General features: G+C 72.2%; 21 protein-coding genes, 1 tRNA gene and 1 pseudogene. 12 read left to right on the top strand and 11 right to left on the bottom strand.

What is annotated here, in order from left to right; genetic code table 11:
• Positions 1–74: 74 nt before the first annotated feature.
• Entirely contained in the window at positions 75–248 is a 174-nt protein-coding gene (locus ACFSKW_RS09955) for a hypothetical protein (RefSeq protein WP_379571451.1), read from the bottom strand.
• Between the two features lie 106 nt (positions 249–354).
• On the opposite strand from ACFSKW_RS09955, the gene ACFSKW_RS09960 reads away from it, so the two are divergent.
• Both ACFSKW_RS09960 and ACFSKW_RS09965 read left to right on the top strand, forming a co-directional pair.
• On the top strand, positions 355–1,122 hold the full coding sequence (locus ACFSKW_RS09960; RefSeq protein WP_379571453.1) for an SURF1 family protein: 768 nt from the start codon (positions 355–357) through the stop codon (positions 1,120–1,122).
• A 5-nt stretch (positions 1,123–1,127) separates the two neighbouring features.
• The gene (locus ACFSKW_RS09965; RefSeq protein WP_379571455.1) at positions 1,128–1,430 is read left to right on the top strand and encodes a DUF3817 domain-containing protein; all 303 of its coding nucleotides are present in this window, start codon (positions 1,128–1,130) and stop codon (positions 1,428–1,430) included.
• 75 nt (positions 1,431–1,505) lie between these two features.
• Here the strand turns inward: ACFSKW_RS09965 and ACFSKW_RS09970 are convergent, their stop codons facing one another.
• Both ACFSKW_RS09970 and ACFSKW_RS09975 read right to left on the bottom strand, forming a co-directional pair.
• Positions 1,506–1,697, bottom strand: coding sequence for a hypothetical protein (locus ACFSKW_RS09970; protein ID WP_379571457.1), 192 nt, complete (start codon positions 1,695–1,697; stop codon positions 1,506–1,508).
• A gap of 261 nt (positions 1,698–1,958) precedes the next feature.
• A complete protein-coding gene (locus tag ACFSKW_RS09975; protein WP_379571531.1) occupies positions 1,959–3,071 on the bottom strand; it encodes a hypothetical protein in 1,113 nt (370 codons plus the stop codon).
• Positions 3,072–4,743: 1,672 nt separating this feature from the next.
• On the opposite strand from ACFSKW_RS09975, the gene ACFSKW_RS09980 reads away from it, so the two are divergent.
• Entirely contained in the window at positions 4,744–5,112 is a 369-nt protein-coding gene (locus ACFSKW_RS09980) for a hypothetical protein (protein WP_379571533.1), read from the top strand.
• 188 nt (positions 5,113–5,300) lie between these two features.
• Here ACFSKW_RS09980 and ACFSKW_RS09985 read toward each other — a convergent pair.
• A pseudogene (locus ACFSKW_RS09985) lies at positions 5,301–5,720 on the bottom strand (protein kinase family protein); the annotation flags it as partial.
• A gap of 67 nt (positions 5,721–5,787) precedes the next feature.
• Entirely contained in the window at positions 5,788–6,714 is a 927-nt protein-coding gene (locus ACFSKW_RS09990; protein WP_379571459.1) for a GlxA family transcriptional regulator, read from the bottom strand.
• 70 nt (positions 6,715–6,784) lie between these two features.
• Here ACFSKW_RS09990 and ACFSKW_RS09995 point away from each other — a divergent pair, with 70 nt between their 5' ends.
• Positions 6,785–7,687, top strand: a complete 903-nt coding sequence (locus tag ACFSKW_RS09995) for a Rossmann-fold NAD(P)-binding domain-containing protein (protein ID WP_379571461.1) — start codon at positions 6,785–6,787, stop codon at positions 7,685–7,687.
• Here ACFSKW_RS09995 and ACFSKW_RS10000 read toward each other — a convergent pair.
• The gene (locus ACFSKW_RS10000) at positions 7,606–8,484 is read right to left on the bottom strand and encodes an arylamine N-acetyltransferase family protein (RefSeq protein WP_379571463.1); all 879 of its coding nucleotides are present in this window, start codon (positions 8,482–8,484) and stop codon (positions 7,606–7,608) included. The two genes, ACFSKW_RS09995 and ACFSKW_RS10000, sit on opposite strands and share 82 nt — an antisense overlap.
• A 74-nt stretch (positions 8,485–8,558) precedes the next feature.
• Between ACFSKW_RS10000 and ACFSKW_RS10005 the strand changes: the two genes are divergently transcribed.
• Together ACFSKW_RS10005 and ACFSKW_RS10010 are read left to right on the top strand one after the other, a co-directional pair.
• Positions 8,559–9,242, top strand: coding sequence for a response regulator (locus ACFSKW_RS10005; RefSeq protein ID WP_379571465.1), 684 nt, complete (start codon positions 8,559–8,561; stop codon positions 9,240–9,242).
• Entirely contained in the window at positions 9,239–12,424 is a 3,186-nt protein-coding gene (locus tag ACFSKW_RS10010) for a DUF4153 domain-containing protein (protein WP_379571467.1), read from the top strand. Before ACFSKW_RS10005 ends, ACFSKW_RS10010 begins: the two co-directional genes overlap by 4 nt.
• A 16-nt stretch (positions 12,425–12,440) precedes the next feature.
• Here the strand turns inward: ACFSKW_RS10010 and ACFSKW_RS10015 are convergent, their stop codons facing one another.
• Complete coding sequence (locus tag ACFSKW_RS10015; protein ID WP_379571469.1) at positions 12,441–13,673, bottom strand: glycosyl hydrolase family 8; 1,233 nt, start codon at positions 13,671–13,673, stop codon at positions 12,441–12,443.
• 101 nt (positions 13,674–13,774) lie between these two features.
• Here ACFSKW_RS10015 and ACFSKW_RS10020 point away from each other — a divergent pair, with 101 nt between their 5' ends.
• From ACFSKW_RS10020 to ACFSKW_RS10035, 4 genes are all read left to right on the top strand, one after another.
• The gene (locus ACFSKW_RS10020; protein WP_379571471.1) at positions 13,775–15,313 is read left to right on the top strand and encodes an N-acyl-D-amino-acid deacylase family protein; all 1,539 of its coding nucleotides are present in this window, start codon (positions 13,775–13,777) and stop codon (positions 15,311–15,313) included.
• Between the two features lie 182 nt (positions 15,314–15,495).
• A complete protein-coding gene (locus ACFSKW_RS10025) occupies positions 15,496–16,581 on the top strand; it encodes an alanine racemase (protein ID WP_379571473.1) in 1,086 nt (361 codons plus the stop codon).
• Between the two features lie 8 nt (positions 16,582–16,589).
• The gene (locus ACFSKW_RS10030; protein WP_379571475.1) at positions 16,590–16,970 is read left to right on the top strand and encodes a RidA family protein; all 381 of its coding nucleotides are present in this window, start codon (positions 16,590–16,592) and stop codon (positions 16,968–16,970) included.
• Positions 16,971–16,979: 9 nt separating this feature from the next.
• On the top strand, positions 16,980–18,167 hold the full coding sequence (locus ACFSKW_RS10035) for a hypothetical protein (RefSeq protein WP_379571477.1): 1,188 nt from the start codon (positions 16,980–16,982) through the stop codon (positions 18,165–18,167).
• Here the strand turns inward: ACFSKW_RS10035 and ACFSKW_RS10040 are convergent.
• The 3 genes from ACFSKW_RS10040 to ACFSKW_RS10050 form a co-directional block, all read right to left on the bottom strand.
• On the bottom strand, positions 18,160–19,254 hold the full coding sequence (locus tag ACFSKW_RS10040; protein ID WP_379571479.1) for an alpha/beta hydrolase: 1,095 nt from the start codon (positions 19,252–19,254) through the stop codon (positions 18,160–18,162). The two genes, ACFSKW_RS10035 and ACFSKW_RS10040, sit on opposite strands and share 8 nt — an antisense overlap.
• Before the next feature lie 36 nt (positions 19,255–19,290).
• Entirely contained in the window at positions 19,291–19,842 is a 552-nt protein-coding gene (locus ACFSKW_RS10045; RefSeq protein WP_379571481.1) for a TetR/AcrR family transcriptional regulator, read from the bottom strand.
• A gap of 160 nt (positions 19,843–20,002) precedes the next feature.
• On the bottom strand, positions 20,003–20,608 hold the full coding sequence (locus ACFSKW_RS10050; protein WP_379571483.1) for a LysE family translocator: 606 nt from the start codon (positions 20,606–20,608) through the stop codon (positions 20,003–20,005).
• A 100-nt stretch (positions 20,609–20,708) separates the two neighbouring features.
• On the opposite strand from ACFSKW_RS10050, the gene ACFSKW_RS10055 reads away from it, so the two are divergent.
• Positions 20,709–23,444, top strand: a complete 2,736-nt coding sequence (locus ACFSKW_RS10055) for an ATP-binding protein (RefSeq protein ID WP_379571485.1) — start codon at positions 20,709–20,711, stop codon at positions 23,442–23,444.
• On the opposite strand, the gene ACFSKW_RS10060 is transcribed toward ACFSKW_RS10055, so the two are convergent.
• Positions 23,441–23,827 (bottom strand): response regulator transcription factor, encoded by a 387-nt coding sequence (locus ACFSKW_RS10060; RefSeq protein WP_379571487.1) that lies wholly within the window; start codon positions 23,825–23,827, stop codon positions 23,441–23,443. The genes ACFSKW_RS10055 and ACFSKW_RS10060 overlap by 4 nt on opposite strands.
• Before the next feature lie 117 nt (positions 23,828–23,944).
• Between ACFSKW_RS10060 and ACFSKW_RS10065 the strand changes: the two genes are divergently transcribed.
• Positions 23,945–24,016 (top strand) — tRNA-Arg (locus ACFSKW_RS10065).
• Positions 24,017–24,726 lie beyond the last annotated feature (710 nt).

Here is a 24,726-nt window from a genome sequence, read left to right on the forward strand (position 1 = left end):
CCGGCGTCACGGTGTCCCGAAACGACAAAAACCCGCCGCGACCTCGTCGAACGGCGGGTGAAGGCCCCTGGCGGCTAGACCAGGAGCATGTAGGCGATCACGCCGACGATGGCGACGGCGAGCACGACCGCGATGATCGGCAGGGCGGCGGAGCGCTTGGGGGCGGCCGCCGACTCCTTCTCGGACCGCTCGGCGAACGCGCGGAACTGCTGGGTGTTCCCCGAGGGGTCGATGTGCTGGTCAGACATGCGATGCACTCTAGCGGGGTCGGCTGGTGGATTTGCACCTTTTAGCATGACTCGGTGGAGGGCAGTCGATTATCGGACCGCTGACATGGCCGGATAGCGTGGACGCATGCTCAGAACCCTGCTCGCACCCCGCATGCTCGGGCTGCACGTGCTCGCGATCGGGGTTCTCGTCTCCTTCATCCTGCTCGGCCGCTGGCAACTCGGCGTCTTCGAGGACTCGGGCAAGCCGGCCAGCGCCACCGACCCCGCGCCCGTCGCCGTCGAATCGCTCAGCAGGGTCGGCACCCAGATCGAGGGCACGTCGGTGGGGCGGCGCGTCACCGCCTCAGGCTCCTACGACGCGGCGCGCCAGTTGCTCGTCGCCGACCGCAGGCCCGACGTGGCCGCGCCGGGCGGCAACGTGTCCAGAGACCAGGGCTACTGGGTGCTGACGCCGCTCGCGCTGCGCGACGGCACGCTGATGCCGGTCGTGCGGGGCTGGGTCGCCAAGTCCGACGACCCCGGCATCGCCGTCCCGCCGGGAGAGGTGACGGTGAGCGGGCGGCTGCGGTCGCCCGAGGGCACCGACAGCGTCCAGCGGCGGGCCGAGGGCGTCCCCGAGGGGCAGGTGCAGACGGTCTCGACGGCCGAGCTGATCAACCTGTGGCGGGGGCAGAAGGTGCGCAACGGGTTCGTGGTCGCCCAGACCCCCGGCCTCACACCCGTCAAGGTGTCGGCCCCGGTCACCGGCGGCACGCTGACCTGGCGCAACCTGGCCTACGCGGCCAACTGGTGGATCTTCGCGGGGTTCGCCGTGTTCATGTGGTTCCACTTCGTCCGCGACGCCGTACGCTCCAGCAAGTCCCCCGAACCCGAAGCCGTCCTAGAAAGTTGATGATCGTGGAGTCCGCACTCAAGCCCTTCCGGGTCCTCGCGTACATCGTCGGCACCATGCTGCTCGTGCTCTGCACGGCCATCGTGCTGAGGTACGGCTTCGACGTCCCGGAACCCTCCAAGATCGTCTCGCCCATCCACGGGTTCCTCTACATGCTCTACCTCGTCGCGGTCATGAACCTCGGCATGAAGGCGCGCTGGAACTGGGGCTACATGCTGGGCATCATGCTCGCGGGCACGGTGCCGCTGCTGTCCTTCTACGTCGAGCGCCGGGTGACCACCAGGGTGCGGGAGGCCATCGCGGCCTGATGGCCTCCTCGTACGGCCGGCTCTCCTTCTCGCGCGGCGGGCTCCCCTTCCCGGGCGCCCGCCTCTCCTCCCGCGCTAGCCGCCGATCCCGCGCCTGCGGGCCCTCTTGAGCCGCTCACGCTGCGAGGGGTCGAGCATCATGTAGCCGACCACGGGCGCGGCGACCACGCCGAGCACGACGAGCAGGGTGAGCCAGCCGGGCAGGAAGAGCCACGAGAACAGGACAGCGATACCGGCGCCGATGGCGTACTTCTGGACGGGCGACATCCTCAACATCCCTCCGAACGCGGAGCACGTGCCCCGCCTCTCCACATTCTGCGTCGTCGGTTCAACGATCGGGAGCCTTCGCGCGGTTCCATCCGCGATATATCTCATTTTTTCCGTACGGCGCCCGCGCCGTGGCGGCCCTCCCGACCGTCGCTCTCCCGACCGTTGCTCTCCCGACCGTTGCTCTCCCGACCGTTGCTCTCCCGACCGTTGCTCTCCCGACCGTTGCTCTCCCGACCGTTGCTCTCCCGACCGTTGCCCTCACGGCTGGGACGAACTGGACGCCGCGGCGATCGTCTTCAGATCGAGACGCAGCTCATCGGCGGTGAGGCGCTGGCGCGGCGAGCCCGACAGCAGACGGAACAGCACGGGAGCCAGGACCCCCGCCCGCGTGAGCGGTGCCCCGGGCGCGGGCGCGCGCCCCTCGACGGCCGTGAACAGCGTCGCGCCGAGCGACCAGAGATCGGCGGCAGGGCCCACGTTCCCCTCGGGGGCGGTGTAGGCGGACGTCCCGGACGCCGGCGAAGGATCGGCCAGCGTCACCTGCCCACCACCGCCCACCAGGATGGTCTCCGGCCGCAGGTCGCCGTGGAACCGGCCCGCTTCATGGAGCGGGGCCAGCAGGTCGAGCACTCCCAGGCCGACCGCCGCCGCCTCCTCAGGGGCCAGCGGGCCCGCGGCGTGGAGGATGTGCTCCAGGGGGCGCGGGGGTTGCTCAGGGCCGCCCTCGGGCCGGCTCGACCTGCCCTGCGGCTGGTCGGTGAGCACCAGCGGGCCGGTGAACGTCGGCCGCCTGAACGGGGCCGTCGTCTCGACGATCGGCACGGGTTCCGGCTCGCCGGGCATCGAGGCGAGCACGGGCGGTGCGGCGTCGTCGGTGACACCCCAGCTCAGGGGCGCGGCGGGAGGCGGCTCGCCGGGCTGGCCCCCGTTGGGCGGCCCCCAGGGTGTGGGCCCGTTCCCGCCGGGCGGTCCCCACTGCTGCTCCTGCGGGACGTTCTGCGGCGGACCCCACGACCCCGGCCCGTTCCCGTCGGACGGCCCCCACGTTCCAGGGCCGTTCTCGCCGGGCGGCCCCCATGCCGCGGGAGCGTTCTCGCCGGGCTGCCCCCATGCGTCGGGGGCGTTGCCGGGCGGCGCCCACGGACCGGGAGCGTTGCCGTCGGGCTGCCCCCATGCGTCGGGGGCGTTGCCGGGCGGCGCCCACGGACCGACGGCGGCGGGCTGCGGACCCCACGAGCCAGGAAGGTCGCCAGGGTGAGGAGCGGGATGCTCGGGCCCGGGACCCGGCTGTGGTGGCTGGGACACGATGGCCGAGGGATCGACGGGTCCGTGCGGAGGACCCCACGGGCCCGCCGGAGCGTCGACGGGCACCGGCCCTCCCACCACGGGAGGAGCCGCGGGCATGGGACCCCACCCGGCGGGCGGACCGGCAGGCTGTGAGGCGGCCGCCTTGCCGTCCTTGGGGCCCCGTCGCAGGACCCGGCGGAGCAACGAGGGCTTCCCTGCCGGCGCGGGGCCGTTCCCCGCATGCGCGGGGCCGTTCCCCATCGGAGGGTATGGCTGACCGGGACCGACCGGCATACCCCCAGGACCCGGTTGCGCACCCACGGGACCCTGGGCCACACCTCCAGGACCGACGGGTCCATGAGCCGCACCGCCAGGACCGACGGGCGGTCCGGCGGGTCCATGAGGTGCACCGCCAGGAGCCATGGGCGGGCCGGCGGAACCTGGAGCCACGCCACCAGGTCCCACGGGAGCTTGGGCCGCATCACCTGCGCCCGGCACCCAGGAGGCCGGAGGGGCACCCACGGGATCCGCAGGGTGCTCCACCGGGCCACCTAGCACCCCGTCGGGCCCCAGCGGGTCGAGTCCCGGGTCGTAGGGCGCCTGTTCGTAGCCCAGCGGGTCGAACCCCTGCCCCTGGTGCGACCCTTCCGGTCCCATAGGGCCGGAACCCGGACCGTGGGGTGCACCCTCGGGTCCCGGACCACCGAATCCCGGATCGCCGGGTGCTTGCTCGGGTCCTGGGGTGTAGAAGCCCGGATCGCCGGGTGCTTGCTCGGGTCTTGGGATGCCGAATCCCGGACCGCTGGGTGTTTGCTCGGGTCCTGGGGCGAAGAAGGCCGGATCGCCGGGTGTTCCCTCGGGCCCTGGGGTGCCGAAACCGCCGAGTGCTTGCTCGGGTCCAGGGGTGTGGAAGGCCTGGGCTGGCGGCGTGGCCGTCGGGTCGGTGGGGGTGGTGTAGGGCGTCGCGGGTGGGCCGGAGGCATCGGCTTCCGGTGCGGCGTGAGGGCCGGACGGGGCCCACGATGCGGCGTGTGGATCGGTGGCGGCGTCCCCGGTGACAGGCGAGTCCACCGGGGCCCCTGGTGTCACGAGTCCAGGGGGAGGCGGCGCGACGGTCTCGAAGGGAGCCGGCGCGACGCTCTGCGGGGCTTGCCCGGCATTCTGCTGGAAGGGAGCCAGGTCTGGATCGGTGGTCTCGGACTTCGGCGCGGGTCTGGTCGCTTCCAGGGCGTCGAGGTGGAGGGCCTCGTGGCGCATCGCGGGGCGGGTGACCTCGAGCGGGTCCTGGTGAGGTGTTCCCGCCGGAGGCGCCGGGCGGATGGCCACGACCCTGGTCTTCTCGGCGTCATCGTCGTCGGCGGCCGTGGGTGACCACGGGCTCGACGCGGGGGTCGCCACCGGGTGCGCCGGGGTGAACGGGTACGGCACGGGCGCTGGCAACGGGTGCTGCCCTGATCCGGGAGCGCCGGTGGCCGGTTCAGGAGGCGCGGACAAGCCCGAGCCGGACGGCGCAGGGGAGGACAAGCCCGCCTCGGGCGCGGAAGGCCCGGGTCCGGATCCTGGTGCTGAAGGGTCGGGTGCGAAGGGGGCAGGGCCGGATCCCGGTGCTGAAGGGTCGGGCGCGGAAGGCCCGGGTCCGGATCCCGGTGCTGAAGGCTCGGGGTCGGGTGCGAAGGGCGCGGGGCCGGATGCCGGTGCTGAAGGGTCGGCTCCGGGTGTGAAGGGGGCCGGGGCGTGCGGCGGAGCGGAAGAGTCCGTGGAGGGGGACGGGTCGGGGGGAGCGGGCTGGTCGGAGGAGGGAGAGGCGGGCGCGGGTTCCCACGGCGCGGGCGACGACGCGGAGGAAGGAACGGCAGGGTCCGGCGAGGTACCGGGAGCGGACGACGGTTCCCAGGGCGCCGACCCCGGCGTGGCGGAGGGATGCGACGACGCGGAGGGCGAGGGCGTGGACGCCGTCCACGGCGAGGGCGTGGAGGGCGACGACGCGGAGGGCGAGGACGCGGACGGCGTCGACAGCGAGGACGCGGAGGGTGAGGTCGCGGAGGGGGGCGGGGTGGCGCCGGCGAGGTCGGCGAAGACGGCGGCGACCGTCTCGGCGGACGGCCGGGCGGCAGGGTCGGGATGAAGCATGTCGGTCAGCAGAGGGCCCAGCGCCCCGCCGATCGGCTGCCCCGGCTGGGGAGGGCGGCCCTCGAGCCCGAAGTGGAGCGTCGCGGCCAGCGACCACAGGTCCGCGGCCGGCCCGACCCCTGGGGGCCGGAACGGGGTGGCGACGCCGAAGCCCGTCAGCACCGCCCGACCGGTCGGCGTGAGGACGACCGTGGACGGCTGGATGTCGCCGTGTACGACCCCGACCCCGTGGACGGCGCGCAGCGCCGCTACCAGGTGCACGCCGATCCTGGCGACCTGGACGGGTGGGAGCGGGTGCCGTTCAAGGACCGTCTGCTCCAGCGTGCGTCCCTGGGGAAGGTCGACGACCAGCCATGGCGTGCCGTCCTCGACGATCACCTCGTGGACCGCCTCGATGGAGGCGTGCCCGAGCCCGGTGACCAGCCCGACCTCGCGCCCTACCGCGCCGCACAACTCCCTGCGGGCCGAGGGGTCGGGCGGGAGCCGTACCTCTCTGATCCCGACGTCGCGGCGCATCAGGTCGTCGGCGGCGAGCCAGAGGGACCCGGCGCCCAGGGGGTTCAGCAGCCGATAGCGTCCGGCCAGCCGGCGTTGGCCGTTCATGGTGATATCTCCGTCCAAACGCGTGCAGCGACACAGCACGATAGCGGTTTGTCGGGAAATGCCACCATCACAGTTGACGGGTAAAGGCGGCGCGGTAGGCGGTCGGCGTGAGTCCTGCCCTGGCCGTGAGGTGTTTGCGGAGGGAGTCCGCGCTGCCCAGGCCGCTGCGGGCGGCGACCTGGTCCATGGGAAGGCTGGTCGTTTCGAGGAGCTCGCGCGCGCGGTCGACGCGTTGATGGAGCAGCCACTGCAGCGGGCTGAGCCCGGTCTCGGCGTGGAAACGCCGGGTGAGCGTACGGATGCTGGTGCCGGCGTGGACGGCGAGGTCCTTGAGCGTGAGGGGCCGGTCGAGCAGGGACAGGGCCCATGCGCGGGTGTCGGCGAGTGAGGTGCCCTGCTCGGGCGGCAGCGGGGTCTCGATGAACTGGGCCTGGCCGCCGGGCCGTACGGGGGAGACGACGGCGAGGCGGGCGGCGGCGTTGGCGGCGGCGGCGCCGAAGTCGAGCCTGACCAGGTGGAGGCACAGGTCGATGGCGGCGGCCGCGCCTGCCGAGGTGAAGACGCCCCTGTCCTCGACGTAGAGGACGTCGGGGCGGACGTCGACGGACGGGAAGCGGGCGGCCAGGTCGCCGGCCAGCCCCCAGTGCGTGGTGGCCGCACGCCCTTCGAGCAGACCCGCCTGCGCGAGCACGAACGCGCCGGTGCACAGCGAGGCGACGCGCGCCCCGTCGGCGTGCGCCGCGCGGAGGGCGTCGAGCGTGTCGGGGTGGGCGTCCTCGCCGCCGCTGCCGACGGCGATCACGGTGTCGGCGCCCTTCACGGCCTCGAGCCCGTCGGGGACGTGGATCTGCGGGCCGCCGATGGTCGCCATCGTCCCCGGTACGGCGGTGCAGACCTGGATCTCGTAGCCGGTCGTGCCGCTGAAGACCATGTGCGGGATCGACACGTCGAAGCTCATCACGGGCGGCGTGATGACGACCGCGATGCGGTGCATGGCCAGATCCTCCGGATGGTTGGCATTCAGGCCACTATCGCATGACACGCCGGATCGCGAGGGTGGAGCCATGCAGAAATTTCATGTCATCACTGGTGCGGGTGCGACGGCGAACCGTACGGCGAGGCTCCTCGTAGAGGACGGCGAGCGGGTGCGCATGGTCAGCCGCAAGGGAGCGGGACCCGAGCACCCGCTGATCGAGCGGGTCGCGGCCGACGCCTCCGACACCGCCGCGCTCGTCGACCTGCTCGACGGCGCCGACCACCTGATCAACTGCGCGGCCCCCGCCTACCACCTGTGGACGGCGGAGTTCCCCGCGCTCGCGGCCTCGCTGCTGGAGGCGGCCAAGCGGACGGGCACGCCGTACGTGATGCTGGGCAACCTGTACGGCTACGGCCTCGTGGAGGGCCCGATCAGGCCCGACCTGCCGCTGAGGGCGAAGGGCCCCAAGGGCAGGGTGCGGGCGGACATGTGGGAGTCGGCCGCGGCCTCGGACGCCCAGGTGACCGAGGTGCGGGCCGCCCAGTTCTACGGCGAGGGCGCGGTGTCGGTGTTCAGCCTGATGGTCCAGCCGCAGGTGCTGGCGGGGGCGACGGCGCTCGTGCCGCAGCCGCTCGACGTCCCGCACAGCTACTCGGCCATCGGTGACACCGCCCGCACCCTGGTCGCCGCGACCAGGGACGAGAGGGTGTGGGGGCGGGCCTGGCACGTGCCGGTGGTCACGCTGTCGGTCCGCGAGCTGGCCGGCAGGCTGGCCGCGATGGCGGGCGTCGCCGAGCCGAGGCTCGACGTCATGAACGACAGGGACATCGCGCTGCTCTCGCTCACCGCCCCCTTCTGGAGCGAGCTGAACGAGGTCCTGGTCAAGCCGGGACACCCCTTCGTCGTGGACTACTCCGAGACCGAGGAGGTGCTGGGGGTCAAGCCGTCGTCCGTCGACGACGTGCTCGCCGAGGTCGTCCACGCCTCGTGAGCCTTGATCAGCTTGCCCCACAGCAGCGACCTGTCGGCGGCGGGCAGGGTGATGCCGAAGACGTCCTCCATGGCGCGGAAGTAGTCGGCGGAGCTCTCCATCGTGGTCGAGCCCGCGTCGTCGCCGATCCTGGTCAGCACGAGGCCGCGCAGGATGTCGGCGCCTGAGGCGTCCCTGCGGTTGAGCGTCGCCACCCTGACGAAGCCGGACGTCGGCGAGGTCGACAGGTGCTCGTGCATCGTCTCGAACGCTGACATCTCCGCCGGCTCCATTCCGAAGTCCATGCCGGCGAACGAACCCCGCGGATCGTGGTCGAAGCGCCATCCGCCGGGCGCGACCTCCGAGCGGCGCAGGCCGTACTCGAAGGGGCCCTGCCGGTAGCGGCCCTCGGCCAGCGGCAGCGGCTCGTGCAGCGCGTCGCCGAGCCCCGCGTCCACCAGCCACTCGTCAGGACCGTCGGACGAGGGCAGCCGCACGGTCAGCACCAGGTGGTTGCCGGTGACGCCGGGCTCGGCGCCGTGGTTCTGCACGCCGCCGACGTGCCTGGTCACCTCGTAGCCGAGCGCGGCCAGCAGTGCGGACATGGCGCCGTTCAGGTGGTAGCAGTAGCCGCCGCGACCGCGCAGGATCCGCGCCGCCGACTCGGCGGGGTCGAGCGTGGTCGGCCGGTCGAGCCAGATCTCCAGCGCCTCGTACGGCACGCGCTCGACGTGCGCGGCGTGCAACGCGCGAAGGTGGTCCACGGAAGGCGGCGCGCTCTCCAGGCCGAGCCTGCGCAGATATGCGGTGATGTCCACGACGGACAAGTCTGCACGGGATGTGCACATCTTGGGGAGTGTCGTCTGCACACGTCCCTTCTACGCTGCTGTCCGTGGCAGACCAGCGACGCATCCTCGTGGTGGAGGATGACGAGACGATCGCGCTTGCCGTACGCAACCGGCTGGCCGCCGAAGGCTTCGACGTGCGCGTCGCGGGCGACGGCGAAGCGGCCCTCATCGCGTACGGCAGAGCGGAACCCGACCTGGTGATCCTGGACCGGCTCCTGCCGGGACTGGACGGCCTGGAGGTGTGCCGCAGGATGCAGGCGGCGCGGCCGGTGCCCGTCCTCATGCTGACCGCGCTCGGCGAGGAGACCGACGTGCTCGTCGGGCTCGGCGTGGGCGCGGACGACTACCTCGCCAAGCCGTTCAGCATGCGCGAGCTGGTGGCCAGGATCCACGCGCTGCTGCGCAGGGTCGAGCGGGCCGCCCAGCTGGCGATCGAGGACACCGTGATCAGGGTGGGCGAGGTCGAGATCGACACGGCGGCCCGCAGGGTGTTCGTGCGCGGCACGGAGGCGCAGCTCACCCGCACCGAGTTCGACCTGCTGCGCCGCCTGGCCGAGCGTCCCGGCCAGGTCTTCGAGCGCGACAGGCTGCTCTCGGACGTGTGGGGGTTCTCCGAGGCGGCCGCCACCAGGACCGTCGACAGCCACGTCCGCGCGCTGCGCCGCAAGCTCGGCTCCGACGTCGTGCGCACCGTGCACGGCGTCGGCTACGCCCTGGTGCGCCGATGAGGCCCCTCGACTTCCTCGGTCGCATCAAGGTCAAGCTGGGCATCGTCATCGTCCTCGCGGTGGGCACGGCGTTCGTGGTCAACGAGGTCGGGCTGAACGCCGGCGCGTCCCGCGAGGCGAGGATCGCCGTCGCCAGCATCCTCGCGCTGATCATGGTGCAGGTGCTCGCGCACGGCATGACCAAGCCGCTGCGCCAGCTCGCCTCCGCGGCCCAGACCGTCGCCAAGGGTCACTACACGCTGCGCGTCCGTGCCACCTCCCGCGACGAGGTGGGCGAGCTGGCCAGGGCCTTCAACGCGATGGCCGCCGACCTCGGCGAGGTGGACAGGCAGCGGCGCGAGCTGGTCGCCAACGTCTCCCACGAACTGCGCACGCCCATCACGGGCCTGCGCGCGGTCCTGGAGAACGTGGTCGACGGCGTCTCCGTCGCCGACCCCGTCACCATGGGCACCGCCCTCGCCCAGACCGAGCGCCTGGGCCGTCTGGTCGCCCAGCTCCTGGACCTGTCACGGCTCGACTCGGGCGTGCGGCTCCTGGAGGCGGAGCCCGTCGCGCTGGAGCCCCTGCTCGAACAGGCGGCCCGCGAGGCGGCCATGGCGAGGGACGACGTCACGATCAGGCCCGTCTGCGCGCCAGGCCTGGTGGTGCGGGCCGATCCCGACCTGCTGGCGCAGGTGCTGGCCAACCTCCTCGACAACGCGGTACGGCACAGCCCCCGCTCCGGCCTGGTGACCCTGTCGGCGCACAGGCAGGGCACGGGGGTGCGGCTCCTGGTGGCCGACAGGGGCCCAGGCATCCCCGAGGGAGCGCGGACCAGGGTGTTCGAGCGCTTCTCCAGACTCGACGCGGCGAGGGCCGCCGACGCGGGGGGCTCGGGGCTCGGCCTGGCGATCGTGAAAGAGATCGTCGAACTGCACGGAGGATCCATCCACATCGACGGCGGCGAGGGGTGCCGCATGGTCGTCGACCTTCCAGAGAGGATCACCATGGAACCCGACCTGGCGCGACTGGGGATCGCCCACACCCCCGAGAGGTCCGAGGCGGACCCTCGGGAAGATCCACAGGACAAGGGGGGCGACCCGGTGGAGGAGGGTCCCGCCGAGGCGACGGAGCCCTTAAGGGAGCCGCGGTGGGAGCCGGCCCCGACCTGGCAGGTCCCTGTGCACCCGCAGCCGCAGCCCAGACCGGCGGGCTCGGTGGGGCGCACCATGCTGTGGACCGTGGTCGGCCTGGCCGCCGGTTTCCTCATCGGGCTGTTCCTGGCGTTCTTCATCGGGTTGTTCTTCGGGACAGCGGCGAGCATCCTCGTGATGCTGGTGGTCAGCGCCACGGGGGCGGCCGTCGGCTCGGCGATCGGGTCGGCCAGGGGGCAGGCGCTAGCTCCGCCGTACCCGGCGATGACCCACCTGCCGCCACCCCCCGCGCATCCGGCGCCCATGCAGGGACCCGTCCTCGCGGGGGCCGCGGCCACGAGTCCCGCGGCCGAAGGTCCCGCGCCGGGCGGCTCGGCGGTAGGCCCTTCGTCGGTAGGCCCCTCGGAAGGAGCTCTCTCAGCAGGGGCCGCCTCAGCAGGGGCCCTCTCGGCAAACGCCCCCTCGGCAGGAGCACCCTCGGCCGGAGGCCATCCGGCTGGACGGCCTGTGGCCGAGGGCCGCGCGGCCGGAGGCGTCTGGGCAGGGGGGCCGCCGCAGGGGCCGAGGCCGCCCGCGCCGCCGTACGTGCCGCCACCCCTGTTCCCCAGGCCCGAGCTTCCCGACACGCCGCGCTGGCTGCTGCCGGCCGCGCTGGGCGTGGGCGTGTTCGCCGCCGTCGCTCTGCCGTACGCCAGGGCGGGCCTGGGCATCGCGCTGGTCGCGCTCGTGCTCGGCGCGGCCGCGCTGCCCGCCGTCCTGCGCAGGGCCACCCCGTGGACCCTCGCCTTCGGCCTCATCGCCTACGCGCTCGTCGCGATGGTCGCGGTCAGGGACGCGGACTGGCTGGTGATGCCGCTGCTGGCGGCGGCCTTCGGCCTCGGCGCGCTGGCCGTCTCCGGAGCGGGCCGCGGCTGGCTGGCGCTGATCAGGGGCGGCATCTCGGTGGCCCTGGCCGTCTTCCCCGTCCCCTGGTTCCTCGCGGGCCCGCTGAAGACGCTGACCGCGCGGCGGCGCGTCATGCCACTCGTGGCGGGGCTCGGCATCACCGCGGTCCTCCTGGTCGTGTTCGGCCTGCTGTTCGCCTCGGCGGACAAGGTCTTCGCCTCCTTCCTCGACCGGCTGCTCACCGCCCCGGAGTGGGCCGGCACGCTCCCGCTGCGCCTGTTCGTCTTCGTGGTCTTCGCCGTGCTGATGGCCGCGGCCGTCCTGGTGGCCATGCGTCCCGTCTCCGACCCGGTCAGCCCCTCGTTCAGGACCAGGCTGAACCGCAGCCTGTGGGTGGTGCCGCTCACCGGGCTCAACCTGCTGTTCGCCGCGTTCGTCGCCGTCCAGGTCACCGCCCTGTTCGGCAGCAACGCCTGGCTGCTGCGCACGACGGGCCTGACGTACGCCGCCTACGCCAGGCAGGGCTTCTTCCAGCTCATGGTCGTGAGCGTCTTCGTGCTCGCCATCGTCGCCGTGGTCAGCAGCGTCGTGCGGGCCGAGCGCGGCGACCGCTGGGCGCTGGCGATCCTGCTCGGCGTGCTGTGCGCGTTCACGATGGTCATCCTGGTCTCCGCGATGCATCGCCTCGACCTCTACACCGACGCCTACGGCCTGTCGCGCCTGCGCGCCTCGGTCGCTGCCACGATCTGGTGGCTCGGCGCGGTGTTCGCCGCCGTCCTCGTGGCCGGCGGCGTACGGCTGGCCGGCCGCAGCTCGGCGTGGCTGCCGAGGACCATCGTCCTGATCACCGGGCTGGGCCTGCTGACGTTCGCCGTCTGGAACCCCGACCTCCAGGTCGCCAGGACCCAGGTCGACATCAGGGGAGTGGCGCGCATCGACCAGGACTACGTCGGCGACCTCGGCGCGGAGGCCGTCCCCGAGCTGGACCGGCTCCCCGAGCCGTTGCGCAGCTGCGTCCTCGCCGACGTGGTCCGCGTCAACGGCCTGGCCGAGACCGACGCGTGGAACGGCTGGAACCTCGCCAGGGCCGAGGCCCGCGCCCTGCTGGCCAAGCACCCCGTGGTGCCGAACACGACCTGCGCCACCGCCTCGGGCAGGGGCTGACACGGCCCCTGGCCGGTCAGGGGACCCAGTGGTTGCCGGTGACGGTGATCATGGACTGGAGCCGGACGGTCGCGGCGAAGTAGTCCTCCCTGCCCGGCTTCGCCGCGGTCATCGACCGCCACAGCGCGTCCAGCCAGGGCTGCGCGGACGGGTCGGTGAGGGCGGCGACGGCGAACGGGGCGACGAAGGCGGGCTCGGGCCCCTCCTCGATGGGGGTTCCGTCGAGCCGGTAACCGGCGGCGATCTTCTCCGGGTCGCCGCCGGTCCTGCCGGACACCCACCGCGACAGCCTGCGGGCCGCCTCGGTCGAGGCGGGGTCGCCGCTGGTGACCGCGTCGGCGCCGATACGCCACGGGTCGCGCAGGGCGTTCCAGCTGTAGTCGCCGTCGTGCTCGCTCTCCAGCACCTCGCCCTTGACGGCCCTGCCGTCCTTGACGAAGTCGGGCAGCAGGCCGGGGAAGGCGGCGATCGCCTTCTGGTGGGCCTCGCGGATCGCCCGCCACTCCGGGTCGACCTTCTCGAAGGCGCGGAAGTGGTCGAGCATCCAGTCGGAGGTGCGTGACACCTTCGACAGCGGGTCGTCCGAGGTGGCCCAGTCACCGAGCTTCATCAGGCGGGTGTCGGGGTTCACCTCGGACGCCTTGATGGCGGCGATGCGCTTCACGGCCTTCGCGCGGTAGTCGCCGCCCCACTGCCGATCGGCCATGAGCAGGCCGTAGGCGACGTCGAGATCGCCGTCCGTGGCCGAGTCGGAGCCGTTGACGCTCGTGCACGTCCTGTCCTGCTCGGCGGCCAGCAGATCGGGGTCGTTCACCGAGGGATGGGCCTCGACGTAGCGCAGCACGCCGTCGAACAGCGGCCTGTCGCCCATGGTGGCGGCGATCACCAGCCCGTAGCCCTGCGCCTCCCCGACGTAAGGGTGGTCGGCGTCGGGCGAGATCACCTGCAGGGAGCCGCACTTCGCGGTGACGAACGCGGCCTTCCACTCCTCGTAGAAGGCGCGCACCCGCTCGTCGAGCGTGCGACGGTCGCCTGTGGGGCGCAGCGTTCCCTTGGCGTAGGCGACGCGGTGGCTGCCGAAGGGGACGCCCCGCGCCGCGGCCGTGCTCCTCGCGGCAGGCGGCTCGGCAGATGGCGCGGCAGCCGGTGCGGCAGCCGTCGGGGCGGCCGGCGGTCCCCCCGCCGAGGATCCGCAGCCCGCGCCTCCCACGAGAACGACGGCGGCGGCGAGTCCGGCCACGGCGCGCATGAAACTCCTCGAGTAAAAAGACAGAGTCCCGCAACCTGCGTTTCTCCCATGAAATGCGGCGCAAGAAATGCAGCAAATCAGAGTAATGGTTGAATCTGCGTGTGACGTTCGACGTGGTCATCAGTGGCGGGCGGGTGCTCGACGGCACCGGGGCTCCGGCGTTCAGGGCGGACATCGGGATCACCGGAGAGCGGATCACCGCGATCGGCCGGCTCGAGGAGGTCGACGCGGGGCAGCTGATCGACGCCACGGGACACCTGGTCATGCCGGGTTTCATCGACTGCCACGCCCACGGCGACGCGCTCGTCTTCGACGGCCAGGTGCAGCTGGCGGCGCTGCGCCAGGGCGTGACGACCTTCGTCCTCGGGCAGGACGGCCTGTCCTACGCGCCAGGCTCGGCCGCGACCGTCGGCTACGCCACCCGCTACTTCGCCGCGGTCAACGGGGTGCACCCCTTTCTCGACGACGCGGCCGGCGTGGCCGACCTGCTGGCCGGATACGACAGGGCGACCGCGCTCAACACCGCCTATCTGCTGCCGCATGGCACCATCCGCTACGACGTCATGGGCGCCTCCTCCGAGCAGGCCACGCCCGAGCAGCTCGCCCTGATGCTCGGCCACGTCGAGCGCGGCCTCGCCGAGGGCGCGGTCGGGCTGTCGAGCGGCCTGGAGTACCTGCCGGGGCGCAACGCCTCCTCCGCCGAGCTCGCCGCGCTCTGCCGGCCGCTCGGCGCGCTGCCGTACGTCACCCACATGCGCGCCTACGGCACCGGCGCGGGCGTCGGGATGGCGGAGGTGGTCGAGATCGCCAGGACCTCGGGCGCGCCGATGCACGTCTCCCACCTGCACGGCCCCGCGGACGTACTGCTGCCGCTGGTCGAGGACGCGCTCTCCGGCGGGATCGACCTCACCTTCGACACCTACCCCTACCTGCGCGGCAGCACGATCCTCGCGATGATCGTCCTGCCGCCCCAGGTGCCGGCGGCCGAGGTCGACAGGGCGCTCGACGTGCTCGAGTCGTCCTCGCTCGAGGACTGGTGGCCGACCCTCGACGACCTGTGGCCGCGGCTGACGGTGTCCCACGCGCCAGGCGAGGAGTGGGCCGAGGGCCTGACCATCGTGGAGGCGGCGGGACGCAAGGGGGTCACCCCGGCGGAGTTCTGCCGCAGGCTGCTGGTCGACACGCGTCTGGAGGCGGGATGCGTGGTGGCGCGGCCCGACGAGGGGCCCGAAGGGGAGGAGTCGGTGCGGCGGATCCTGCGGCACCCCGCGCACACCGGCGGCTCCGACGGGATCTACGTCGGCGGGCACCCGCACCCGCGGGGCTGGGGCGCGTTCGCCCGCTTCCTCGGCGTGCACGTCAGGGAGCTGGGAGACTGGACGTGGGAACAGGCCGCGGTGCACCTGGCCTCGCACCCGGCGCGCAGGTTCGGGCTGCTCGACAGGGGGCTGCTGCGGCCGGGGCTGGTGGCCGACGTGGTGGTGGTCGATCCCGCGACGGTGGCGGACCTGGCGACGTACGCCGCGCCGCGCACACCGGCGACCGGGATCTCGGAGGTGCTGGTGTCGGGGGTGCGGGTGCTGTCGCGCGGCGCCCTGACCGGCCTCACCCCTGGACGCGCGCTGCGCCCCACCGCGTGACCTTCCGTACGGCACGCCGCCCTGTCGCCGTCGCGGCGCCCGGCCACGCGCGCACGAGGAGCGTCCCTTCGGCGGGCGCGCGCCGGTGACCACGCAGGCGCGTGGGGCGGCTTGCCGTACAGGACGGGGCCGGACAGGCCCGTGAGAATCGCGGTCCGCGGCGGAAAGGTAGGGTCTGTGCGATGAAGGGGATTCGGTCGGGGGCGGACTTCCTGGGACAGCCCGTGTTCGGTGGCGCGTTCACCTTCCCGCTGATGGTCGTCAAGCGCAGCGCGCTCGAGCACGACATCGCCACCATGGCCGCCTTCACCCGCGACCACGGCATGCTGCTCGCGCCCCACGCGAAGACCCACATGTCACCGGAGATCGCCCGGATGCAGCTCGACGCGGGCGCGTGGGGGCTGACGGTCGCGACCCCCAGCCAGGCGATGACCGTGCGCGGATTCGGCGCGTCGCGGATCATGGTCGCCAACCAGGTCGTCGATCCGGCGGGGCTGGCCTGGGCCGCCGCCGAGCTGGACCGCGACCCCTCCTTCGAGTTCGTGAGCTTCGCCGACTCCCGCGCGGGCGTGGACATCCTGGCCAGGCACGCGGGGACGCGGCCCTTCCCCGTGCTGGTCGAGCTGGGTCACCACGGCGGCAGGGCCGGGTGCAGGAAGCTCGAGGACCTGCTGGACCTCGCGGCCTACGCGCAGGCGACCGAGGACGTGGAACTCGCGGGCGTGGCCGGGTACGAGGGGGCGCTGAAGACCGCCGAGGACGTCAGGAAATATCTGGCGATCCTGCAGAACGCCGTCGACTACCTCAGGGCGCCGATCCTCAGCGTCGGCGGCAGCCAGTGGTTCGACGTGATCGGCCGCGAGCTCGTCACCGCCCAGACCAGGATCATCCTCAGAGCCGGCGCCTACGTCACCCACGACGACGGCTACTACCGCGAGCGCACCCCCTTCAACCGCGTCGAAGGCTCGCTCGAGCCGGCCTTCGAGATCTGGGCGCACGTGCTGTCCACTCCCGAGCCCGGCCTGGCGATCATCGGCATGGGCAAGCGCGACGCCCCCTACGACGAGGGCCTGCCCGTCCCGCGCAGACCAGGACTCACCGTGGTGAAGATGCAGGACCAGCACACCGTCGTCCAGGGCACGCTCGAAGTGGGCGAACTGGTCGCGTTCGGCATCTCGCACCCCTGCACCGCCTTCGACAAGTGGCGCGTGCTCCCCCTCGTCGACGACGACTACACCGTCGTCGGCACGATCAACACCCACTTCTAGGAGATCCGGTGAAGAAGGAACTCAGGACCGCCGACGGCGCTCCTCCCGTCGGCGCCTACTCGCAGGGCCTCGTGGTCGGCGACTTCGTCTACACCTCGGGCATGGGCCCGCTCGACCCGCGGACCGGCGAGATCGTCGGCGACGACATCGAGACCCAGACGCACCAGACCATGAAGAACCTCGGCGCGGTCCTCGCCGCCCACGGCCTCGGCTTCGACGACGTGGTGAAGGCGACCGTCCACCTGCAGCACCTGCACCGTGACTTCCCGGCCTACAACGAGGTCTACAAGTCCTACTTCACCCAGCCGTACCCCGTCAGGACCACGGTCGGCTCGGAGCTGATGAACATCCTGGTGGAGATCGACTTCGTCGCGCACAAGAGCGCGTAGGGTTCGCCTGTGGACAGTTCCGTGTACGTCTTCGCCGAGGATCTGCGCAGCGAGGGCATGGAGAAGACGCTCGACAGGATCCGCGGTTACGGCGTGGGCGGCGTGACCGTCGGCGTCGTGCACCACCGCACCCGCGACGTCACCCCGCACGGGCTGTCCAGGCTCACCCTCCGCCACGACGGAGCGCACTTCCCGCTGCCCGAGGACCTGTTCGGCGAGCTGCGCCTGCGGCCCGCCCCCGGCCACCTCGACGTCCTCGAAGGGCTGCGCGAGGCCTGCTCCTCGCGCGGCCTGAAGTTCCACGGCTGGACGGTGTTCCTGCGCAACGAGGCGATCGGGGTCGAACACCCCGACGTGACCGTGCGCAACTGCTTCGGCGACCGCGGCTACCCGACCGACCTGTGCCCCGCCCACCCCGACGTGAGGCTCTACGCCGTCGCGCTGGCCAGGGCCGTGGCGAGGCTGGGCGTCGACAGCGTGGTCGCCGAGTCGCTGCACTACCGCCCGCTCAAGGCCGAGCGCTCGTTCGTCCCGCTGGGACCCATGGACGCCTACCTCATGGCCCTGTGCTTCTGCGACTTCTGCATGCGCAGGGCGAGCGACCTGGGCGTCAACGCCGAGGTCGCCCGCGACGAGTGCTCGCGCATCGTCGGCGCGGTCCTGGACGGTGAACCGCCCGCGCAGGGCGAGGTCACCAGGGCGGCGCTGACCGCCTACGCCGGGCCCGACGTCGTCAACTACGCCCGCGCCCGCTCCGAGACCGTCACCTCCCTGGTGTCCGAGGTGTCGGCCGCGGTCTCCGCCGAGGGGTCGCAGCTCACGTTCGTCGACGCCACGGGCGCCGTCAAGGGCTACAAGCACGGCCTGCCCTCGCCCGGCCTGGCCGCGCACGACGCGTGGCAGCTCGGCGTCGACCTGGTCGCGCTCGGCGACCTCGTGCCGTCCTTCAGCGTCCTGGCCTACGCCCGCGATGCGGCGAGGGTCGCCGACGACGTTGCCGCCTACCTGCGCTCGGTCGGCAAGGACCGCGAGGTGCGGGCCGTCGTCCGGCCCGGACACCCCGACAGCGACACCGCCGACAGGCTCCTCGCCAAGGTACGCGGCGCCAAGGCCGCGGGCGCCGCCGCCGTCGACTTCTACGCCTACGGGCTGGTGCCGTACCCGACCCTGGACCGGATCCCCGCCGCCCTCAGTTGAGACCGCCGAGCAGCATCGGCAGCGCCCTCTCCAGCTCTCTCGTCCAGTACGGCCAGCGATGCGTGCCGGGGCCGTACAGGTTCGCGGTGACCTCGACGCCCGCCTTCCTGGCCGCCTTGACGAACGCGCGGTTCTCCTTCTCGATGAACTCCTCGCCGCCGTCCTTCGGCGTGTTCCTGCCGTCGAGCGGGCCCGGCTCGCCGTTGCCGCAGGAGACGTAGACGGGGATGTCCTTCAGCTTCTCCGCGAGCGCGGTCGGGTTGTGCGCGGCCAGGTCGTCGCCCCACAGCTTGTCGGGGTCGTCGCCGGAGCGCGCGGTGAGGTGGTCGAGGTCCTGCCTGCCGACGTCGACCAGGCCGGAGAAGGAGGCGGCCGCCCTGAACATGCCGGGATGCCTGGCGGCGTACGACAGGGCGCCGAACCCGCCCATCGACAGCCCCGCGATCGCCCTCCTGTCGTCGCCGCCGTACCTCCGCTCGACGAGCTCGCGGACCTCGGTGAGGTGGAAGGTCTCCCACTGCGGGCCGTCGAGCCAGTCGCTGTAGAAGCCCGCGTAGCCCGCCTCCGGCATGACCACGATCGCCCTCGCGTCCCTGGTCACCTCGTCGGCGCGGCCGTCGGTCACCCACGCGGTGCCCGCGTACCTGCAGCAGCCGTCGAGCAGGTAGAGGACGGGCCAGGCGGTTCCCGGACGCCAGCCGGTGGGGAGCAGGATCTGGATCTCAGCCCGCCCGCCGACGGCCGCGGAGTCGACCTCCAGGGTGACCAGGCGGCCTTCCCTCTTCTCGCTGACGATCACGAGCCCGCCCGCGGCCCGCCGCGTGGTCGCCGGGGCTGTAGGGGCACTCGGTTCGGTGGTGCTCGTGGCGGTCCGGGCCATGCTCGGTCCGGTGGGGTCGGGGGCGGTTCGGGCGGCGCTCGGTTCGGCGGGGCTGGGGGCGGCTTGGGCGGTGCCCGGTTCGGCGGGGTTCGTGGCGCTCTGGGCGGTGACCGGACCGGCGGCGCGCGGGACTGTCATGGGCGTGGCGGTGCACGCGGTGACGGTCAGCACCGTGACCAGGGACGTGGCGAGCAGGCGTCGGACCACTGCGGCTCCTCGAGAGTCGCGACACATCCTCCCTTGTCAGGACCTGGGTGTCACCCCGTCCAGTACCGCCGACACGGCCCGCTCGGCGAACCCCGGCTCCACCGGCGCCCCCCTGAACACCGCCCGCACCCACACCGCCCCCGCGAGCAGGTCCACCACCAGCATCGGATCGGTGTCGTGCACCAGCTCGCCCCGCGCCCGTGCCCGCTCGAAGATCTCCCGCTCGCGGGCGAACCTGTCGGCGAAGAAGCCCCGCACGTTCAGCTCCGGATGGTGGACGGCCGCGCCGAGCGCCGCCACCGCGATGTCGCTCGACGGCGGGTCGGTGAGGAGCGCGATCACATTGTCGACCAGGGCTTCCAGATCGCCGCGCAGCGTGCCGGTGTCGGGCGGGTCGAAGGCGAGCGCGTCGGCCTCGACCAGGGCGGCGGCGAGGAGGGCGGGCTTGGACGGCCACCAGCGGTAGATGGTCGTCTTGTTGACTCCCGAGAGCTCGGCGACACCCTCGATGGTCAGGCTCTCGTAGCCGCGCTCGGCGAGGAGGGCGAGAGTCGCGCCGAAGATCTCCTGCTGCTTGCGCGGTGCCATGCGGCCGATCATAGCAACGCACCGTTGCGTGGCGCCTGCCGTACCGTCGGCACCCGGCTCTGCCGCGCTCGACACCGTGTCGCCCGGTTGGCGTCGCGCGGCCCGCGTCGCGCGGCCGGCGTCGCGCGGTCGGTGTCGCTCGGGTCGGCTTGGGGCAGGGTCAGGCGGCGCGCCTGCCCGTGAACGCGGTCGCGACGCCCAGCGCGATGTAGACCAGTCCGCTGAAGTAGCGCAGCCCCCTGGCCCGCTTCGCCAGCCGCCCGCTCAGCGCCCCCGCCATGAACGCGTACAGGATGTCCGACAGCAGCCCCAGTAGCAGCAGCGTCCCGCCGAACAGCACGATCTGCATCGCTGGAGAGCCCGAGCCCGGGTCCACGAACTGCGGCAGGAGCGCGAGGAAGAACAGGATGACCTTGGGGTTCAGCACGTTCACCAGCACGCCTTCGAGGAACACCTTGCCCAGCGGCTGCGGCTCGGCCGTACGGGTCGTGAGCTCGTCCTTGCTGGTCAGCGTCCGCACCCCGAGGTACACCAGGTAGGCCACGCCCGCCCACTTCACCACCCCGAACCAGGTGGCCGACTGCGCGATCAGGTACGAGAGGCCGCCTGCGGCCGCCGCGATGTGCACCAGCGTTCCCGTCTCCACCCCGAACGCGCTGGCCAGCGCCGCCGCCCTGCCCTGCGAGAGCCCGCGGGCGGCGATGTAGAGGTGGTTGGGCCCTGGGATGAGGACCAGCGTGAGCGAAGCGGCGAGAAAGAGCAGCATGTGGGTAAGGTATGAGACCTTTGGTCCATAGTTATAGACCAATGGATGGTGAGTTCCCTGGTCCAATCGGAATGTCGCCCAGGCGTGGCATAGTGGCCGGGTGAACGGGCTACTGATCGGGCGATCCGCTGAGCTGGGCGGGCTCGTTCGCGTGCTCGAGAACGCCTTGGACGGCAGGGCCGGCGTCGCCCTCGTCGGCGGCGACGCGGGCATCGGCAAGACGCGCCTGGCCGCCGAACTGGTCGCCGAGGCGCGCCGGCGCGGCCTCCGCGTCATGGTCGGGCAGTGCGCCGAGCTCGGCGACGCCCTGCCGTACCTGCCGCTGGCCGACGCGCTGCGCGACCCCGCGCTCGCCGAGGCCGTCGCCGCCCGCCCCATCCTCGGCCGGTTGCTCGACGACGGCAGCGCCGCGGCCTCCTCTTCCGGGCTGACCCAGCAGCGGCTGTTCGGGTCGCTGCTCGGCATGCTGTCCGACGTCCAGCCCGTGCTCTTCGTCATCGAGGACCTTCACTGGGCCGACCGCTCCACCCGCGACCTGCTGGTCTTCCTCAGCCGCATGCTGCAGTCCGAGCGGGTCTGCGTCGTCGGCACCTACCGCACCGACGACCTGCACCGCCGCCACCCGCTGCGTCCCGTGCTCGCCGAGCTCAAGCGGCTGCCCTCGGTGACCGCCGTGGAGCTGCGCCCGCTCGGCTCCGGCGAGATGTCCGACTACGTGGCGACACTGGGGGAGGTGGGCGCGCGCGGTCTCGGCGAGATCGTCTCCCGCGCCGACGGCAACCCCTTCTACGCCGAGGAGCTGTTCGCCGCCATGGCCGAGGGTGAGGCCCTGCCCGACAGCCTCGCCAGCCTGCTCCTGTCCCGCGTCGAGCTGCTGTCCGAGCCGGGCCAGCGGGTGCTGCGCGCCGCCGCCGTCGCCGGCCGCAGAGTCGAGGACTCGCTGCTGCGCGAGGTCTCAGGGCTGCCCGTCGGCGAGTTCGAGGAGGCCGTCAGGGAGATCGTCTCGCGCGGCCTGCTCCTGGTCGAGGGCTACGGCTACGCCTTCCGCCACGCGCTCCTGCAGGAGGCCGTCTACACCGACCTGCTGCCGGGCGAACGCACCCGCCTCCACAACACCTTCGCCACGCGGCTCACCTCGCCCGCCGAGCTCGCCCACCACCACCTCGCGGGCCACGACCTCGTCGGCGCCCTCACCGCCTCCGCCGAGGCGGGCCGTATCGCCGAACGGCTCGGTGCCCCCGCCGAAGCCCACCGCCACTACGACCAGGTCCTCGAGCTCTGGGATCGCGTACCCGACGCCGAGCTTCGCGCGGGCGAGCCCAAGCACGTCCTCGCCATGCGCAGCGCCATCGCCGCCGCCGACAGCGGCGACAACCACGGCGCCATCGCCCGCCTGCGTGCCGTCCCGCCGACCCCCGAGGTCCAGGAGCGCCTGGCCAACTACCTGTCGGAGATGGACCAGGAGGACGAGGCCATCGCCGTCGCCGAGTCCGCCGTCGCCACCGCCACCGAGCCCGCCGTCCTGGCCCGCGCCCTCGCCACCCTCGCCCGCTGCCTGGCCTGGAGCCACCGCCACGCCGAGCACGAGCCCCTCGCCGAACGCGCCCTGGCCACCGCCCGCTCGGCAGGCGCCGCCGACGCCGAGGCCAGCGCCCTGATCACCCTCGCCTCCGCCGCCCAGCTGCGCGGCGAGTGGGTCCGCGCCGAGAACCTCTTCTTCACGGCTGCCGCCCGCACCTCAGGCAACCTCGCCATCGACCTGCGCGCCCTGTTCAACCTCACGCGCGTCCACTACGAGCTCGGCCGCCTCGACAAAGCCGCCGAGGTCGCCGACCGCGGCATCGCCCTGGCCGCCGAGACCGGGCTGTCCTGGAGCACCTACGGCACCGACCTGCGTTTCCTCCGCTTCCTCATCCACTACGTCTCAGGCCAGTGGGACGACGCCGAGGCCATGGCCGCCGGCTTCCCCACCCGCGTCGGCACCGTCCCCGAGTCCGTGCTGTCCTCGTTCGCGCTGTTCATCGAGGTCTCCCGTGGCCTTCCTGGCGTCGGTGAGCGCCTGGCCTGGCTCCAGCCGTTCTGGCCGGACCCGCTCGTCACCTACATGTCCCGCAGCCTCGCCGCCGAACACTCCCTGTGGAACGGCGACCCCGCCGCCGCCCTCGAACACATCGAAGCGGTCATGGACATCCTCACCCCGAGCGACCCAGGAACCCTCCGCGTCGCGGCGACCGGGCTGGCGGTGCTGAGCGAGCTGGGCCGTACCGAAGGAGCCGACGAGCTGATCGCCCGCGCCCGCTACGCCGCCTCCACCGGGCCCGACGGCGAGCGGGGCGAGATGGGCCTCGAAGGCCGAGCGTGGCGGCTGCGCGCCGAGGCGGAATGGTCACGCGCCCTCGGCCGCACCGACCCCGACCAGTGGCGCGAGGTGGTCGAGGCGTTCTCCTACGGCTTCGTCTACGAGGTCGCACGCTCCCGCTGGCGGCTGTCCGAAGCCCTGCTTGCCACCGGCGACAGGACGGCGGCCCAGGAAGAATGGGCGCAGGCCCGCGAAACCGCATGGAAGCTCGGCGCCGTGCCCCTGGCCACCGCGCTCGAAGAATACGGCCGCCGCGCCAGATTCGTCGGAGCGACCTCGACAGGAGGGCTCACGGCTCGCGAAGTGGAAGTGCTGGCACTGGTCGCCGAAGGGCTGGGCAACAGGGAGATCGGCGAGCGGCTGTTCATCGCGCAGAAGACGGTGAGCGTCCACGTCTCCAACATCCTGGGCAAACTCGACGCCTCCACCCGCACCCAGGCAGCCGCCATCGCCCGCAAACAGGGACTCCTGCCCTAGGCCTTCGCCCTCGCGGCCAGCTCCCTGACGACCTCGATCAACTCAGCCGGATCGAACGGCTTGGTGAGGTAGGCGTCGACCCCGATCCCCATGCCGCGACGCCTGTCGGACTCCTGGGCCCTCGCGGTGATGAGGACCACCTTGATGTGCGCGGTGCCCTCCTCCGTCCGCAACCTCGACGCCGTCTCCCAGCCGTCGAGCCGCGGCATCATCACGTCGAGAGTGATGACATCGGGCATCACGTCCATGACCCGATCCAGGCAGTCCTGGCCGTCGGTCGCGGTCGCCACCTCGAACCCCTCCAGGGTCAGATTGACCGCGATGAGCTGCCGGATGACCTCGTCGTCGTCTACTACCAGTACCCTGCCCAGATCCTCGCCCACGGCCGCCAAGGTAACCCGTGGAGAGGGGGTCACGTGCGGTTTTCGATGGATGTGTGCCGGGAGCTTTAACGTGGTGCAGAGTGGTGGGCGGATGCTGGTAACGTTGTCAGTCGTCGAGCCCCCTTAGCTCAGGGGATAGAGCACCGGCCTCCGGAGCCGGGTGCGCAGGTTCGAATCCTGCAGGGGGCACACTCGATCTAGCTAGTGATACACGCACTGACCTGCAGAAATGCAGGTCTTTTGCGTTTCTGGGGTGTGCCACCGGACGCGGTAGATGGCAAGCATGTGCCCGTGATCACATACCAGCCGCGTACCGATCTTGGTCGCGACCGGATGGCCATGGAGCAGCACGCCACCTCAGCGCCGTACCGACGCAACTCACACACAAGCGTCTCCACCTCCGCGCTCATCTGCGTCGGAGACGACAAAGGGCGCCGCGAGCGATCCACGAAAACGGCCAGCCGGCGACCCGATACCGAGACAACGTCTGCCGGGCCATCCCGGCCATCCCGGCCATCCGGCCTCGCCGGCGACCTGAGTCACCGATCCACCGGCCAGCACAGTCAGAACCGCCCGATACCTCTGCTCGACAATGGACACATCCGCCAGGGCCAATCCTGGCCTCCTGGCGCGCGCCGCCCGCAAACGACGCACGAAAGATCGGCCGACAACGGCACCCGTCAAACATGTCCTGGGACTGACGCGTCAAGCATGTCCCGGGACAGGACACAGGACAGCTGACGGCGTGTCAGGTCTCAGGACCTGTGCGACAGATCCGGCTCGGGATGGCTATGTAAGTGAGGACTGGTACCAGATGTCGGTCAGGTGGGGCTCCACCCATCTGAGCCGGAAAACGTTGTCGGTGAGTTTTGGTACCAAGGGCGTCCGGCCGGTGAGAC

The sequence above is a fragment of the Nonomuraea mangrovi genome (genome assembly GCF_042681425.1).
Classification (GTDB): Bacteria; Actinomycetota; Actinomycetes; order Streptosporangiales; family Streptosporangiaceae; genus Nonomuraea; species Nonomuraea mangrovi.